Origin of the sequence: Faecalispora sporosphaeroides DSM 1294 (assembly GCA_000383295.1) — a bacterium.
In the GTDB taxonomy this organism is placed as follows: domain Bacteria; phylum Bacillota; class Clostridia; order Oscillospirales; family Acutalibacteraceae; genus Faecalispora; species Faecalispora sporosphaeroides.
The window spans coordinates 284,751-300,040 of record KB911067.1 but is presented as its reverse complement, the minus strand read 5'-3'; the positions used below and the strand labels follow the sequence as shown (position 1 = coordinate 300,040).

10 protein-coding genes are annotated in these 15,290 nt (G+C 57.0%); 4 read left to right on the top strand and 6 right to left on the bottom strand.

The annotated features are described in order from the left end of the window. Positions 1-317 precede the first annotated feature (317 nt). On the top strand, positions 318-4,064 hold the full coding sequence (locus G340_RS0105015; RefSeq protein WP_020072565.1) for a phosphoribosylformylglycinamidine synthase: 3,747 nt from the start codon (positions 318-320) through the stop codon (positions 4,062-4,064). Between the two features lie 77 nt (positions 4,065-4,141). On the opposite strand, the gene G340_RS18205 is transcribed toward G340_RS0105015, so the two are convergent. Further along, the gene (locus G340_RS18205) at positions 4,142-4,282 is read right to left on the bottom strand and encodes a hypothetical protein (RefSeq protein ID WP_020072564.1); all 141 of its coding nucleotides are present in this window, start codon (positions 4,280-4,282) and stop codon (positions 4,142-4,144) included. Between the two features lie 261 nt (positions 4,283-4,543). Between G340_RS18205 and alr the strand changes: the two genes are divergently transcribed. Continuing rightward, positions 4,544-5,743, top strand: a complete 1,200-nt coding sequence (alr, locus tag G340_RS0105005; RefSeq protein WP_020072563.1) for an alanine racemase — start codon at positions 4,544-4,546, stop codon at positions 5,741-5,743. A gap of 482 nt (positions 5,744-6,225) precedes the next feature. Further along, the gene (locus G340_RS0104990; RefSeq protein ID WP_020072561.1) at positions 6,226-7,047 is read left to right on the top strand and encodes an undecaprenyl-diphosphate phosphatase; all 822 of its coding nucleotides are present in this window, start codon (positions 6,226-6,228) and stop codon (positions 7,045-7,047) included. A gap of 360 nt (positions 7,048-7,407) precedes the next feature. On the opposite strand, the gene G340_RS0104985 is transcribed toward G340_RS0104990, so the two are convergent. The 4 genes from G340_RS0104985 to G340_RS0104970 all read right to left on the bottom strand — a co-directional run bounded on the left by G340_RS0104985 (position 7,408) and on the right by G340_RS0104970 (position 11,998). Next, positions 7,408-9,435 (bottom strand): ABC transporter permease, encoded by a 2,028-nt coding sequence (locus G340_RS0104985; protein WP_020072560.1) that lies wholly within the window; start codon positions 9,433-9,435, stop codon positions 7,408-7,410. Next, positions 9,432-10,196: an ABC transporter ATP-binding protein gene (locus G340_RS0104980; RefSeq protein ID WP_020072559.1), complete on the bottom strand. Its 765-nt coding sequence runs from the start codon at positions 10,194-10,196 to the stop codon at positions 9,432-9,434. The genes G340_RS0104985 and G340_RS0104980 overlap by 4 nt, the downstream gene beginning before the upstream one ends. A 116-nt stretch (positions 10,197-10,312) precedes the next feature. Continuing rightward, complete coding sequence (locus tag G340_RS0104975) at positions 10,313-11,305, bottom strand: sensor histidine kinase (protein ID WP_020072558.1); 993 nt, start codon at positions 11,303-11,305, stop codon at positions 10,313-10,315. A 21-nt stretch (positions 11,306-11,326) separates the two neighbouring features. Further along, on the bottom strand, positions 11,327-11,998 hold the full coding sequence (locus G340_RS0104970) for a response regulator transcription factor (RefSeq protein ID WP_020072557.1): 672 nt from the start codon (positions 11,996-11,998) through the stop codon (positions 11,327-11,329). Between the two features lie 270 nt (positions 11,999-12,268). Here G340_RS0104970 and G340_RS0104965 point away from each other — a divergent pair, with 270 nt between their 5' ends. Beyond that, positions 12,269-14,146, top strand: coding sequence for a sigma 54-interacting transcriptional regulator (locus tag G340_RS0104965; RefSeq protein ID WP_020072556.1), 1,878 nt, complete (start codon positions 12,269-12,271; stop codon positions 14,144-14,146). A 35-nt stretch (positions 14,147-14,181) separates the two neighbouring features. Here the strand turns inward: G340_RS0104965 and G340_RS0104960 are convergent, their stop codons facing one another. Next, positions 14,182-15,015, bottom strand: a complete 834-nt coding sequence (locus G340_RS0104960) for an MBL fold metallo-hydrolase (protein WP_020072555.1) — start codon at positions 15,013-15,015, stop codon at positions 14,182-14,184. Positions 15,016-15,290: the final 275 nt, after the last annotated feature.

Sequence of the window (15,290 nt, the reverse complement as noted above, 5' to 3'; positions counted from 1 at the left end):
TTGCATTTTCCAGCCGATTTTTCGCAAAAAACAGACGCGGCCGTGCGTTTTGATGCTGTTTGCGAATTTTGCCCATTTTAAGCCGGAGGAAAGGGGCATATTATGCGGAAAGCGATTTGCCTCCGCAGCGTTTTTTAGGGGATTTTTCTATTTTATCCGGTGACAAACTATGTTAAAATAGGGGTGGAATCAATCCATCTGGAATGCGATGATGAAAGTACGGCGTCAGCCTCCCCGGCCGCAGGCGGGGGAGGCTGACGGCCGCGACTTTAAAATGAACAGGACAGGCCGCTTTGGCGGCCGGAACGGGGGATTCAATGGCGGTCATCAGGGTATTTGTGGAGAAAAAGCCGGGCTTTCATGTGGAAGCGCAGCATCTGAAAGAGGATTTGCAGCAGAATTTGGGGATTGCCGGCCTTACCGGGGTTCGCATTGTGAACCGGTACGATATTTCCGGCCTTTCACCGGAGGAGTTTGAGGCGGCGCGGGGCACGATTTTTTCGGAGCCGAACGCGGATAATGTGTATGACGAGGAATACCCGGTGCCCGAGGGCGCGCGGGTGTTTGCAACCGAATACCTGCCAGGCCAGTACGACCAGCGGGCGGATTCCGCCGCCCAGTGCGTGCAGCTGCTGACCGCGGGGGAGCGCCCGCAGGTCGCGTCTGCCAAAATGATCGTTCTGCTGGGGAGTGTGAGCGACGCCGAGCTTGCCGAAATCAAGCGCTACCTCATTAACCCCGTGGAATCCCGCGAGGCCTCTCTGGACAAGCCCGAGTCGCTGGAGCTGCGGGTGCAGGAGCCCGCGGCGGTCAGCCGGGTGGAGGGCCTGATTTCGTGGGACGACGAGAAGCTTTCGGAATATTACGATTCCATGGGCTTTGCGATGAGCCTCGAGGATTTGATTTTCTGCCGCGATTATTTTCGCGACACGGAGCACCGCGACCCTTCCATTACCGAGCTGCGCGTGATCGACACGTATTGGTCGGATCACTGCCGCCATACGACCTTTGCCACCCGTCTTGAGAGCATTCAGGTGGAGCCGGGTGCCCCGGCGATCGACAGGGCGCTCAGGGAGTATTACGACGCGCGCGTCGAAATTGCGGGCACGACGAAGCCGATCTGTCTGATGGACATCGCGGTGATGGGCATGAAGCTGCTGCGTCGGCGCGGCCGGCTGCCGGATTTGGATGTCAGCGAGGAAATCAACGCCTGCTCCATCGAGGTTCCCGTCGAGATCGACGGGAAGACCGAGATCTGGCTGGTACAGTTTAAAAACGAAACGCACAACCACCCCACGGAGATTGAGCCGTTCGGCGGTGCGGCCACGTGCCTTGGCGGCGCGATCCGCGACCCGCTTTCCGGCCGCGCATATGTGTATCAGGCCATGCGGGTCACCGGCTCCGGTGACCCGCGCAACCCCAACACGCTGCCGGGTAAGCTGCCCACGCGCAAAATTACGGTGGGCGCGGCGCAGGGGTACAGCTCCTACGGCAACCAGGTGGGCTTGGCCACCGGCCAGGTGACCGAGCTGTACGACCCCGGCTATGTGGCCAAGCGAATGGAGATCGGCGCCGTGATCGGCGCTTCCCCGAAAGAAAATGTGGTGCGCGGCGTTCCCGTTCCGGGTGACCGGATCGTTCTGCTGGGCGGCAGCACCGGCCGCGACGGCTGCGGCGGCGCGACCGGCTCCTCCAAGGCTCACACGCTGGAGTCCGTCAAAGAGGCGGGGGCCGAGGTGCAAAAGGGCAACGCGCCCACCGAGCGCAAAATTCAGCGCCTGTTCCGCAGCCCCGAAGCGGCAAGGCTGATCAAGCGCTGCAACGATTTCGGTGCGGGCGGCGTGTGCGTCGCCATCGGCGAACTGGCTGCCGGCTTGCAGATTCAGCTGGACGCCGTGCCGAAAAAATATGAGGGCCTCGACGGCACCGAGCTCGCGATCTCCGAATCGCAGGAGCGCATGGCCGTGGTGCTCGCTCCCGAAGATGTGGAGCGCTTTTGTGCGCTGGCAGAGGTAGAAAACCTGCAGGCGGTGGTGGTGGCCGAGGTCACCGAGCAGCCGCGCCTGCGCATGGAGTGGCGCGGCGACACGATTGTCGATCTGAGCCGCGCGTTCCTCGATACGAACGGCGTGACGCTTTCCGCGAAGGCGGTGATTGCGGCGCCCGATCTTTCTCAAAATTACCGCGAGCTGGTTCCCGCGGAGCTTTCGGGCCAGCCGCTGGCAAAGGCGTTCGAGCAGAATCTGTCGCGCCTGGAGGTCTGCTCGCAGCAGGGCCTTGCGGAGCGGTTCGACGCAAGCATCGGCGCGGCGACCGTGCTGATGCCCTTCGCGGGAAAATACCAGCGCACGCCCGAAGAGGCCATGGTGGCAAAGCTCCCGGTTCTCAGCGGAGAAACCGACGACGCGACCGCGATGAGCTATGGGTTTATTCCCGGCATTTCGCGTTTCAGTCCGTTCCACGGCGCGGCCTGGGCGGTGGTGGAAAGCCTGTCGAAGCTCGCGGCGGTGGGCGCCGACCCGATGCGCGCGCGGCTGACGTTTCAGGAATATTTCGAGCGCCTGCGCAAGGACCCCAGGCGCTGGGGCAAGCCGGCGGCCGCGCTGCTGGGCGCGTTTTCCGCGCAGGTCGGCATGGGCCTTGCCGCAATCGGCGGAAAAGACAGCATGTCCGGCTCGTTTGAAGAGCTGGATGTTCCGCCCACGCTCGTCAGCTTCGCGGTGGCGATGACAAAGGCGAGCCGCACGCTTTCGGCGGCGTTCTCCGCCCCCGGCGGCAGGGTCTATCTGCTGCCGCTGCCGGAGCAGAAGGAGACCGGCCTGCCGGATTATCCCGCTCTGCGGGAGTATTACCGCGCGGTGCGCGAAATGGCAGAGCAGGGCGGCATAGCTGCCGCTTCGGTGGTGCGCGAGGGCGGCGCGGCCGCCGCCATTGCCCGCATGTGCTTCGGCAACCGGCTGGGCTTCCGCTTTGAAAGCGGCGCACTGGCCGAAAAACTGCTGTTTGCGCCGCAGTGCGGCGCGCTGGTGATTGAGGCCGCACCCGGCGCCGTTTTGCCGAAGGAGCTGCGCGCCGCTCAGATGGGCACTGTGACCGAGGCGCCCGAGGTGGTGCTGGGGGATGAGACCCTTTCCCTCGACCGTCTGCTCGCCGCCTGGACCGGTACGCTCGAAAAGATTTTCCCCACCAAAACCAAAGAGGTGCCCGCTCCCGAGGTGCCGCTGTTCACAGAGCGCTTTGCGGGCGCGCCCGCCGTCAGGGCGGCGAAGCCCCGCGTGGTGATCCCGGTGTTCCCGGGCACGAACTGCGAGTACGATTCGGCCCGCGCGTTTGAAAGGGCCGGGGCGGAGCCCGAGGTTCTCATTGTGCGCAATCTGTCGCCGTCGGCGATCGAGGAGACAATCGACCGATTGGAAAAAGCGATTCGCGGCGCGCAGATCATCATGCTGCCCGGCGGATTTTCCGGCGGAGACGAGCCGGACGGCTCCGGCAAATTCATCGCCACCACATTCCGCAATCCGCGCCTTTCGCAGGCGGTGGAGGATCTGCTGTATCACCGCGACGGCCTGATGCTCGGCATCTGCAACGGCTTTCAGGCGCTGATCAAGCTGGGGCTTGTTCCGTTCGGCCACATTATGCCGATATCGGAATCCGCGCCCACGCTGACCTTCAACGAGCTTGGCCGCCACATTTCGCGCATGGCGTACACGCGCGTCACCTCGGTCAAATCGCCCTGGTTTGCGGGCATTAAGGCCGGCGACGTGTACTGCGTGCCGGTTTCGCACGGCGAGGGCCGGTTTGTGGCAGATGAGGAAACGCTGCGCCGCCTGGCGGAGAACGGCCAGATCGCCACGCAGTACACCACGCCGGAGGGAATTCTCAGCGGCGAGACCCAGTGGAACCCCAACGGTTCCGTGTGGGCGGTGGAGGGCATCACCAGCCCCGATGGCCGCGTGCTGGGCAAAATGGCCCATTCGGAGCGCCGGGGCGCGAACCTGTATAAGAATGTGCCGGGCGCGAAGGATCAGCGGATCTTTGAATCCGGCGTTGCCTATTTTCAATAAGCGGTAAAAACAAGGCTGTCGCGGCCGCTCCTTCGGGAGCCCTGCGACAGCCTTCCTGTTTTGGGTTATCATATCCTCTAACGCTCGCTTTCGTACCATTCTTCGCCATTGAAAATCAGATCGTCCAGGTCAACGCCGGTGCTCAGTTCGCTGTACAGACAGCGGTACAGGTCATCATCCAGATTTTCAGGGCGATTCAGCTGCATGGTCTGTTCCATGTCATCGCCTCCCCAATCCCTTTTCTTTCGGTATTTAAAAAGTGTTCTACCAGTATATGCCTCAAATTCAGAAAAAATTCTAAAAATATGACGAAAGATCCGCCGGTTTTAAATTTCTTTGTTTGGATGTTCGAGCGTTTTATCTTGCCCGCGGCGGTTGATTATTTCACACGGCGGTACTATAATAGAAGCCATATCCGTACAAATAAGCACGGGCCTTTGGCCCAATGAATTGAATTTTAAATAAGGAACCGGTGTTGCATGAATCATTTTTTAAAACGTACCTGGGCGGAGGTTAACCTGGATGCTCTGGATCACAATTATAATGTGATCCGCGCGGCGGTCGACCCCAAAACAAAGATTTGCTGCGTCGTGAAGGCGGACGCTTACGGCCACGGTGCGTCGTTTGTGTCGCGTGAGTTTCAGAAAAAAGGGGCGGATTGGTTTGCGGTATCCAATCTGGAGGAAGCGGTTCAGCTGCGGCGGGCGGGAATTCTGCGCCCGATTTTGATTTTGGGCTATACGCCGCCTCAAATGGCGGAGCGCCTGCAGGAGCTTTCGATTTCGCAGTCGGTTTTTTCCGCGGAATACGGCAAAGAGCTTTCGGATTGCGCCGTGGCGGCCGGTGTTCGGGTGCGGATTCACATCAAGCTCGACAGCGGCATGAGCCGCATCGGCTTTTTGTACCAGAGCACGGAGAGGGACAGGAATTCGCTTTCTGAAATCGAAGCCGTCTGCAAGGAGCCGGGCCTGATCCCGGAGGGGATTTTTACGCATTTTTCCGTTGCGGATGACGGCGGTGCCGGGGAGGATTTCACCATGCTCCAGTATCACTGCTTTGCCGACGCGGTGAAAAAGCTGAAACAGCGCGGGATTGCCTTTGAGCTGCGCCACTGCTCGAACAGCGGCGCGGTCGTCGATTACCCGCAGCTGGATCTCGACATGGTGCGCCCCGGTGTGATTCTCTACGGCCTGATGCCGTCGGATCAGCTGCGGCGCGATCTGAACCTGCGCCCCGCGATGGAGCTGAAAACGGTAATTTCTCAGCTGAAAACGGTGGAGCCGGGCACAAGCGTGAGCTACGGGAGGGAGTTTGTGACCGAACGGCGCACCACTCTGGCCACGGTGCCGATCGGCTATGCCGACGGATATCCCCGCCGCCTGCACGACAGGGCCGATATGCTCGTCTGCGGAAAACGCGCGCGCGTGGTAGGCCGCGTGTGCATGGATCAGGTGATGTTGGATGTGACCGATATTCCCGGCGTGCGCACGGGCATGACGGTGACGATCTGGGGCCGCGATGGCGAGAACGAGGTCGGCGTGGATGAGATTGCCCGGCTGGACGGCACGATTCATTATGAGATGATCTGCCTGGTCGGCAAGCGCGTGCCGCGTGTGTTTCTGCGCGAAGGCAAGCCGGTGGGCCAGCTGAACTACATCTGCCCGGAGGAAGAGGGCTGACCGCCAGTCTGTTTATTTAATCTAAAGGGATCCTCCCGCGCCGTGGGCACGTGGGGAACCTTTTCCTTTTTTACAGGGATGATTCTGATGAAGCCCAACAGGCAAATCGTCGGAGCTTTCCCTCAAAAAAGGAGAAATCCGGATAGAGGCGATTTCGCGCAGTGCGCTCACTGCGCGGTAAAAGAAATGGAAGAAGGAGAGAGAAATAGGGAGAAAATTAAGGCGGCGGTCATTTCGGGCTTTCCCGTGCTTTCCGCCTGAATGGGAATTTTGGCCGCGCCGGTCTATCTGCTGGTGGTGACAAACATGATCGATTACGCCACGGGCATCGCGGCCTCTATTGATTAAATAGAGAAGAAGCGGTTGAAAAAGAAGCGATTCTATACTATGATAAAGCGAAGGCAAAATTGGAGTTTGGCGGTCGGCGGCAGGAACCGACGACCTTTTGCTTATCCTGACAGAATTGGAGCCATAACAGAGGTATGAATGTAGCAGAAATTCTAAAAGCAGTTTTTTTAGGCATTGTTGAAGGAATCACCGAGTGGCTGCCGATCAGCAGTACGGGCCATTTGATTCTGGTGGATCAGTTTTTAAAGCTGAACGCGTCAAATGAATTCAAGGAACTCTTTTTTGTAGTGATTCAGCTGGGCGCGATTCTGGCCGTCATCGTGTTTTATTGGAAAAAGCTGTGGCCGTTTTCCAGCGAGGGAAGGCTGCATATGGAGCGCGATACGATCTCTTTGTGGATGAAGATACTCGCTGCCTGCATCCCGGCCGCAGTCATCGGCCTGCTGTTCGACGACCCGATCGACGCGCTGTTCTACAACTACCAGACCGTATCCTTCACGCTGGTGCTGTACGGCATTCTGTTTATTGTCGTCGAGAACCGCCACAGGGATTCCTCCGCGCAAATCCGCGACGTCAGCCGGATGAACTACAAAACAGCGTTTTTAATCGGACTATTTCAGGTTCTGGCGCTGATTCCCGGCACCTCCCGCTCGGGGGCGACGATCATCGGCGCGATGCTGCTCGGCACGTCCAGAGTTGCGGCGACAGAGTTTACGTTCTATCTGGCGATTCCGGTGATGTTCGGCGCGAGCCTGCTGAAAATGGTGAAGTACGGCCTGCCCTCCGCCGGCCTGGAGATAACGGTTTTGCTGGTGGGCACGCTGGTGGCCTTTCTCGTGTCGCTGCTTGCAATCCGCTTTTTAACGGTCTATATCAAGCGCCACGATTTTAAAGTGTTCGGCTGGTACAGAATCGTTCTCGGCATCATTATGATTCTCACCTTTGTGTTTCGCTGATTATAAAAGGAACTGCCGCAAAGCTTTCGTGTTGCGGCAGTTCTTTTTATACAGCTAAAGAGGCGTTGAAGGCAATCGTTTAGGCGGAGAGCAGGCGTGGAAGAAAGTGATGCTCTCTTCACGGCTCAGAGTGTGAAGCGGAGCTTTCTCTGTTATCGTCTGTTTGAATGTATTTGTTTGTACACATTAGGCCTGCCCTGTTGGGGCAGGCCTAATGTGTGGCGTTCACTGGCAGTGGCAAAACGCCGTTTGGGGGCGGGCCCAAACGGCGTTTTATCCGTAAAGATTCAATTCCGGAATGAACGAGGGGAAAAGAGAAATGAAAAACTGTGTTCAGGAATCAAATGGGAGCAGAGCTTTTCATTTCGCGCCGCTGACAATGTCGTAATACGCGCGGGAGGTGACGAAATAGATCAGTACATAGAGCAGAGCAAAGAGCAGGTAGCACGCGACGGAAACCGCAATGAGAAGCGTGGTGTTGTAAAGGCCGAACAGCAGCAGAAGCTTCGAGATCATCGGGAACGCGAACGTCACATGAACCCCGGCGGCGAGCAGGGGAAGGAAGAACACGGTGAGCACCTGTGAATTGATGCTCTTTTTGATCTCGCGTTTGGTCATGCCGACCTTCTGCATGATTTCAAAGCGGCCCCGGTCCTCATAGCCCTCCGAAATCTGCTTGTAGTACATAATCAGCACGGCAGCTAAAATGAATACGATTCCCAGCAGAATGCCCAGGAAGAGCAGCCCGCCGTTCAGGCCGTAGAATTCCGCGCGGTTTCTTGCGAGGCTGTCGGTGCGTACGGAAGCAAAATCCGAATTTTCCTGCTGAAGCTTCTGGATCTTCTGCGAAATTTCATTGCGGACGGCGATTTCCTCAGAATCGTCGCCGGAAAGATCAAACCCGTAAAAATCAAATTCGGCAGAAATCTCATATTCCGCGTAGGTTTTGGCCCATTCGCGAAATGCCTGACGCTCCTGCTCAAAATTCGGAACGATGATAAACAGAGACGGAAAGATTTGCGTGGAGTCGGTCCCGTTCTGCAAAAACTTCGGCACGATTTTTTTGATTTTCTTCGGGGATTCCTTCTGCAATGTAACGGTATCGCCGGTATAATCGGTCTTTGTGCTGCACAGCAGCACCTCGTCTGCGGCCAGTGTTTCGCTGGAGCCGGTCAGGCGGTTGTATTCGTCCAGAGAGAGGACGAATACCTGGCGAATTTGGCCGGTATTATTCAGCGAGGAGGTATCCAGCAGGCCGCGGTCAAAATTGAGCTTGTTCTCCTCAAGAACCGCCGACAGGCTGAGGTAACGGTACTGCAGAAACTGTTCCGGCTGCAGGTGGTGCTCTTTCAGCACATCCTCCGCGGCCTGATGCACCTGGTTGGTCTGCGCTTCGTCAAGGGTATTGGTTTCAATTGTAATATCCCTGGGGTAGCGCCCGTGCAGGGAGGCCTCCGTGCCGACAAACAGGCAGACGGTGGAGGACAGCATGACCAGAACCATGGTCGACAGAATGCAGATGGAAGCAAGGCCCGCGCCGTTGCGCTTCATGCGGTACATCATGGATGATACCGAAATGAAGTGGCGCGTCTTATAATAATAACTTTTGTTTTTTTGCAGAATCCTGCACAGTACGACCGAGCCCGCCACAAACAGAAGGTAGGTGGCGATGATGACCATCACGACCGCCACAAAAAAGAACACCAGAGCGGCGATGGGATCCTGAATGGTGACTGCGATATAATACGCGATTGCCAGAATGATAATGCCCAGAGCCGCCACGACCCAGTTCGCCTTTGGCGGGCGTTCGCCCACCGTTTCGCTGTGCAGCAGTTCAATGGGGTTTGAAACGTGAATCTGGCGGAGAGTGTTGAGAAAAATCAGGGCGAAGATTCCGACGAACAGCAGCACGCAGGACGCGACTGCGTTTGGTTCCACCGTAAAGGTGAAGCTGGCTTTGCCGCCCATCAGGTTTACCAGCAGCAGCTCTGCCAGCTTGGAAAAGAGAATGCCGAAAAACAGCCCTCCCAGCAGGGAAATGGCGCAGATTGCGGCGCTTTCCCAAAGCAGGATGCGCGTCAGGTTCCATTTGCCCATTCCCAGAATGTTGTAGAGCCCGAATTCCGTTTTTCTTCGGCGGATCAGGAACGAGTTGGTGTAAAACAGAAAAATAAGGGAGAAAACGGCGATGACCCCGGTACCGAAGCTCAAAATTCCCTGTAAGGTGCTGCCGCCCCGGATGAGGGCGACATTCGGGTTTTTGGAAAGAAAGGTGATCAGGTAATACATCATCACCATTCCCGCGCAGGTAAGAATGTAGGGAAGGTACGTTTTGCGGTTCTTCTGCATTCCCGTCCAGGCCAGGCGGGCGTAAAAGCCGAGCTTCATTTGCGGTCACCGCCTGTCGTAAGAACGGTAAGCGTATCAGATATTTTCTGGTACATGGTTTCTTTGGTGCTGCCGCCGCGGTAAATCTGGTGAAAGACTTCCCCGTCTTTGATGAACAGAACGCGGCCCGCGTGGCACGCGGCTTTCAGCGAATGGGTCACCATCAAAATGGTCTGCCCGCTGCGGTTGATCTGCGCGAACAGCTGCAGCAGCTCGTCTGTGGATTTGGAATCCAGCGCGCCGGTCGGCTCGTCGGCCAGAATCAGTCTGGGGTTCGTAATCAGCGCCCGGGCTACGGCGGCGCGCTGCTTTTGCCCGCCGGATACCTCGTAGGGGTATTTGGGGAGCAGCTCTAAAATGCCGAGCTGCTCCGCAATCGGCCGCAGGCGGCGCTCCATCTCCCGGTGCGGCACGCCGGCCAGCACCAGCGGAAGATAAATGTTGTCCATCAGCGAGAACGTGTCGAGCAGGTTGAAATCCTGAAAGACAAAGCCCAGATTATCCCTGCGGAACGAGGCGATTTCCGATTCCTTAATTTTGGAAAAATCACGCGCGTCAAGCAGCACAGAGCCGCCCGTGGGCTTATCCAGCGCAGCCAGAATATTCAAAAGCGTCGTTTTACCGGAGCCGGATTCTCCCATAATCGCCACATATTCGCCCTTTTCCACACTGAACGAAACGTTCTTCAGCGCTTCCACCTGATTCCCGCCAAAGCGGGTGGTATATACCTTTTTCAGGTTGTTGACCTCGAGAATAGACATTTGGCATTCCTCCTTTGATGAGCTTATTGTAGCAAAAAGGAGAAATGGGCCGCCATCGAATCGGCTTACATTTCCCCTCGATCTTCTTACAGTTTTGAAAGGCGCCGGCAAAAGCGCTATTCCCGCTCCAGCTGAGTGCGGTTTAAATCCAGGCAGATCACGGTTCCGCTGCCCAGCGAGGAGCGGGCCGAAATGCGGTGCCGCAGGTTGCCGCAAATCCGGCGGCAGAGGTACAGGCCGATTCCGCTCGCTTTTTTGTCGCTGCGCCCGTTGTACCCGGTATAGCCCTTTTCAAAGATGCGCGGCAGATCCTCCGGCGCAATGCCGATGCCGGTATCGCCGATGCACAGAATGCCCGGCTCGTTCATGGTGATGGAGACCGTGCCGCCGCTTTTGGTGTATTTGATCGCGTTGGAGAGCAGCTGCTCCAGAACAAACTGCAGCCATTTTTCGTCCGTCAACACCCAAAAGCCGGTTGGCTCGTAAACCAGTTTTATTTTGCGGCGAATGAACTGCGAAGCGAACTTGCGCACGGCCTGCCGGAGGATAGCGTCCAGATCGCAGCTTCGGATCAGATAATCCGTCGAGGCGGAATCCAGCCGCAGGTAGCACAGCACCATCTCCACATACTGCTCGATGCTCTGCAGCTCCTCCGTCAGCTCACGGCTGAAGGGGGAGTCGTCCTCCTGCAGGCTCAGGCGCATCGAGGCGATCGGGGTTTTGATCTGGTGTGCCCAAACGGTGTAGTATTCGATCAAATCCGTATAGCGGCTCTGCATCCGGTTTTCCAGATCGACCTTTTCCTGAAACAGCGAGAGGATGATCTGCTGATAATCCTCTTCCAGCAGGCTTTTTGCGCGCGGAAGGCGCTTTACGGTGACGGCCGCCTCCGAATATAGGGCCAGCAGCCCCTTGTGCCGCGCGGCAAAGGAGATCAGATCCAGAATCAGGAGGATGAGCCCCAAAACCGCGCAGATGGCCGCGGGATACAGCACCGCCGCCAGCGGAAGATCGTACAGGGCGAAGGTGAGCAGAAAAATGGCGCAGAACAGAACATAGACGACGATCTGCTTTGTGTGCGCCCTGAAATAGCTTCTCCATACTCTCATAGTCTGTCCCTTTCCGGCGGCCTATTCCACCAGGTAGCCCATTCCCACTTTGGTGGTGATGAAATGCGTCAGGCCCGCCGCGTCGAGCTTTTTGCGCAAACGCGTCATGTTTACGGTCAGCGTGTTTTCATCCACAAAGCTGTCGGTCTCCCACAGCCGTTCCATCAGCTTTTCGCGGCTGACCACCTGGCCCTTGCGCTCCATCAGCGCCTGTAGGATGCGGTAATCGTTCTTCGTCAGGTCGATGCGCTCCCCCCGGTAGGTCAGCGTGGCGTCCGCGGTGTTCAGCAAGGCGCCCCTGTGCTCCAGCACGGAAACCTGCCCCGAGAAGTCGTAGGTTCTGCGCAGAATCGCCTGTATTTTCGCCATGAAAACGGTCAAATCAAAGGGCTTGGCAATAAAATCGTCGCCGCCCATGTTCATCGCCATAACAATGTTCATGTTTTCGGAGGCCGAGGAGATAAAGACAATGGGAACCTTCGACACCCTGCGGATTTCGCTGCACCAGTGGTAGCCGTTGAAAAAGGGCAGCGAAATATCCAGCAGAACCAGGTGCGGGCCGTATTCGGAAAACGCCGTGAGCACATTCTGAAAATCCTCGACGCACATCGCTTCCAGTCCCCATGCTTCAATATGCTTTTTCATCGCGGCCGCAATCCCTGCATTGTCTTCCACGATCAGAATCCGGTACATGGTATCACCTTACTTTCTCTGTCCCTTATTGTAACCTGCCCGCCCCCGATTGACAAGCCCGGGCCGGTTTTTTAGAAAAGCGGCGCAAACCGGGCCTTCGGCTGCGCGCTGCGCAGGCCATGCGGGTTTCTTTGGGCGGTGCCCCATAAAACCGACAGGGAATGCTTTGCGCGTTTGTGTTGGCATGATATGTGCTATAATAAACAAGTATTGCGGTAAAGAAAAAAGCAAAGCGTTCAGATAATTTTCGCGGCAAAAGGGGGAGCGGCAATGGTTTCGGAAATCTGTTACATCACCATGTACGAGGAGCACATAGAGCATGCCAAGCGGATTTTTGCACAGTGCGGGTATCCGGTAAAGGTGGTTTACACCAAAATAGACCGGATTCATGAAAATGTGCGCCGGCAGATGCAGGAGGGCGTGCGGGTGATGATCGCCCGCGGCGGCGTGCCGGATTTGATCAAGCAGGTTCACACGCTTCCAATCGTTGATTTGCAGTACGATTTTCTGGATTTTCTCGAGCCCATTGAAAAGGCGTATGAAATGTCGGATAAAGTGGCGCTTTTGGGGTGGTATAAAAACCGCAAGAATTTCGACAAGTACCGCTCAAAGCTGCGGGAAAACCTGGCGATTGTGGAGTTTGGCAAAACCACGGCCAGCGATTGCGAGGAGTATATTGAGGGCGAGGTGAAGAAAGTGCTTCGCCGGGGGATTCAGGTGGTTGTGGGCGGCGGCGGTGTGGCCCGTGCCGCCGGACGCCTGGGGGTTCCGTTTGTGCATGTGGATATCGACCGGGAGGCGTATATCGACGCGGTGGAAAAGGCCCAGTATCACCTGCGCATTTACCAGGAGCAGGAACACCGGTATAAAATGGTGCAGGCGGTTCTGAACGGCGTTTCGGAGGGGGTTCTGGCGGTTGGGCAGGATCAGCAGATCATTCAGTGCAACCCGGTGGCAAGGCGGCTGTTAAGGCTCCAGAGCACCGGGGAAAAATACCCGCCGCTCGAGCAGGTGCTGCCGGACGAAAAAACGCTGCGGCTGCTGCGCGAGGGCCGAAAGATCACAAATCACGTCGTCTCCTGTCCCGGCGGGAATCTGATGCTCAACTCCGAGTTCATTCAGGTGGACGAAGCACCCGTGGGCGCGGTTCTGATTCTGCACGAGACGGATCACATCCGCGACATGGAGAAGCGGATTCAGAAAAACCTGATTCAGAGCGGGTATTACGCCAAGCACAGCTTTGACGATATCGGCGGCGACAGCGCCGTTATGGCGCAGACCAAAAAGAAAGCGGAGCTGTACGCCAAAACAAATAGTACGGTGCTGATCTTTGGGGAGACGGGCACCGGCAAGGAGCTGTTTGCCCAGAGCGTCCACAACAGCAGCGCGCGCAGAAACGATCCCTTTGTGGCGATCAACTGTGCGGCGATTCCCGAAAGCCTGCTGGAAAGCGAGCTGTTCGGCTACGTGAAGGGCGCCTTTACCGGCGCGCGCGCCGATGGCCGCGCGGGCTATTTTGAACTGGCCCACAAGGGCACCCTGTTTTTGGACGAGATTGGGGAAATTCCTTTGAAGGTGCAGTCCCGCCTGCTGCGCGTCCTTCAGGAAAAGGAGGTGACCCGCGTGGGCGACGACCGGGTTATTTCTGTAGACGTGCGCATCATTGCCGCAACCAACCGGGATTTAAAGCAGGAGGTGGAGAGAGGGCGCTTTCGCAGGGACTTATACTACCGCCTGTGCGTGCTGACGCTCTCTCTGCCGCCCCTGCGCAGCCGCCGGGCGGATATCCTGCCGATTCTGCGGATTTTGCTGCGGCAGAACGGGCTCGATTCGGCCGAGTTTACGCCACAGGCGCGCCGCCTGCTCGAAACGCAGGAGTGGCCGGGCAACGTGCGCGAGCTCGACAACTTCGCTGAGAGGGTCTGCGCGATCTCCAACAAGGCGGTAATCGACGAGGTGCTGGTGAGAAACGCGCTGGATTTGCAAGACGACCTTCCCGCGCCGCAGACGCGGGAGGCGGAGCGGGAGCGCCTGCTGGCGGTGCTGAGAAGGAACTTCGGCAATAAGCGTAAAACCGCGGCGGAGCTGGGCATTAGCACCACCACGCTGTGGCGCAGGCTTAAGGATATCGAACCGGAACAGGAATAAAAGGAACCGGGCTGCTCGCCGCAGCCCGGTTCCTTTTATTCTTCCATCAGCTCTTTCACAAGCGCTATGTGTTTTTCCATCATGCCGCTCCAGCCGGTTCCGTCGTCCAGAAAAGCCGCGCCGGTTCCGTCGTCTTCGGCGGCGCGCTCCAGCATGTTGTACTGATGTGCGTGGGAGGCCAGAATAACCTCTACCTTCTCTTTCTTCATGCGCTCCAGCGAATTCAGGAATTCCTGCTGCAGGCTCAGGGGCAGGCGGTTTTCCGTCAGTTCCTCCCGCGAAAGGCCGTTGATTCCAATTCCGCCGTGCATGGCGCAGGTAACGGAATCGCCCCGGTAGGGGGTGTGGATCAGGAAGGAGGTGGTGCCGGGTGTGTGGCCGGGCGTCAGCACGGGAGTGATCGATGTGTTGCCCCAGACGATCGGCCTGTCGTATTCGTAAAAATGATGGATGCGAAAGCGCGGAACATGCTTTTCAAATAAAATCAGGTCGGGGCGTTCGGTGAAAAAGAAGTGGTCGCGCTCGCCGAGAAACACCTCACAGCCGCTGTATTCCTGCACCAGCCGGGCGGCTCCGCAGTGGTCCACATGCCCGTGGGATAAAAACAGCCTGCGAATATTGGCCGGGTCAAAGCCAAGTGCGCGGATGCTGTCAAATAACAAATAGGCGGTTTCCTGAAACGCGCAGTCGATCAGCAGCAGGCCGTCCTTTCCGCCGTCGATCAGAAAGCTCGACACATAATTGTTCCCCACAAAATAGACGTCGCCGACAACATGAAACGGCCGGTGCTTCAACATCCAGGGGTGATCCATGTAGTTCTGCAGCTTTTCGTATAACGCCTTCAAGCGCAGGATGTCTTTTTCTTTCATTCTATTTCCTCCCGTATCTCTATGATCAAGAACCGCTTTTAAGGCTCTTCCTAAAAATACTAGCAAATCCGATGCCAACACCAATCCGGCGTTTTTTCTATCGAATCTGGTCAAATTGTGCAAGAAAATCTTTTCGTTGCAATACATTATTCCAAACAAATCATTCCAAATGAAATGTTTTTACCAGCAGGATCGCATGGCGATTCGCTTTTTTTCGCTTCTTCCGGGGCTTTTCGGTGTTGGCACGCAAATTGCTTTAGTGTTTGTTTGCGAAG

Excerpts from the sequence above, each read along its gene's own strand:
- G340_RS0105015 (WP_020072565.1), top strand. The coding sequence starts at position 318 with ATGGCGGTCATCAGGGTATTTGTGGAGAAAAAGCCGGGCTTTCATGTG.
- G340_RS18205 (WP_020072564.1), bottom strand. The coding sequence starts at position 4,282 with ATGGAACAGACCATGCAGCTGAATCGCCCTGAAAATCTGGATGATGAC.
- alr (WP_020072563.1), top strand. The coding sequence starts at position 4,544 with ATGAATCATTTTTTAAAACGTACCTGGGCGGAGGTTAACCTGGATGCT.
- G340_RS0104990 (WP_020072561.1), top strand. The coding sequence starts at position 6,226 with ATGAATGTAGCAGAAATTCTAAAAGCAGTTTTTTTAGGCATTGTTGAA.
- G340_RS0104985 (WP_020072560.1), bottom strand. The coding sequence starts at position 9,435 with ATGAAGCTCGGCTTTTACGCCCGCCTGGCCTGGACGGGAATGCAGAAG.
- G340_RS0104980 (WP_020072559.1), bottom strand. The coding sequence starts at position 10,196 with ATGTCTATTCTCGAGGTCAACAACCTGAAAAAGGTATATACCACCCGC.
- G340_RS0104975 (WP_020072558.1), bottom strand. The coding sequence starts at position 11,305 with ATGAGAGTATGGAGAAGCTATTTCAGGGCGCACACAAAGCAGATCGTC.
- G340_RS0104970 (WP_020072557.1), bottom strand. The coding sequence starts at position 11,998 with ATGTACCGGATTCTGATCGTGGAAGACAATGCAGGGATTGCGGCCGCG.
- G340_RS0104965 (WP_020072556.1), top strand. The coding sequence starts at position 12,269 with ATGGTTTCGGAAATCTGTTACATCACCATGTACGAGGAGCACATAGAG.
- G340_RS0104960 (WP_020072555.1), bottom strand. The coding sequence starts at position 15,015 with ATGAAAGAAAAAGACATCCTGCGCTTGAAGGCGTTATACGAAAAGCTG.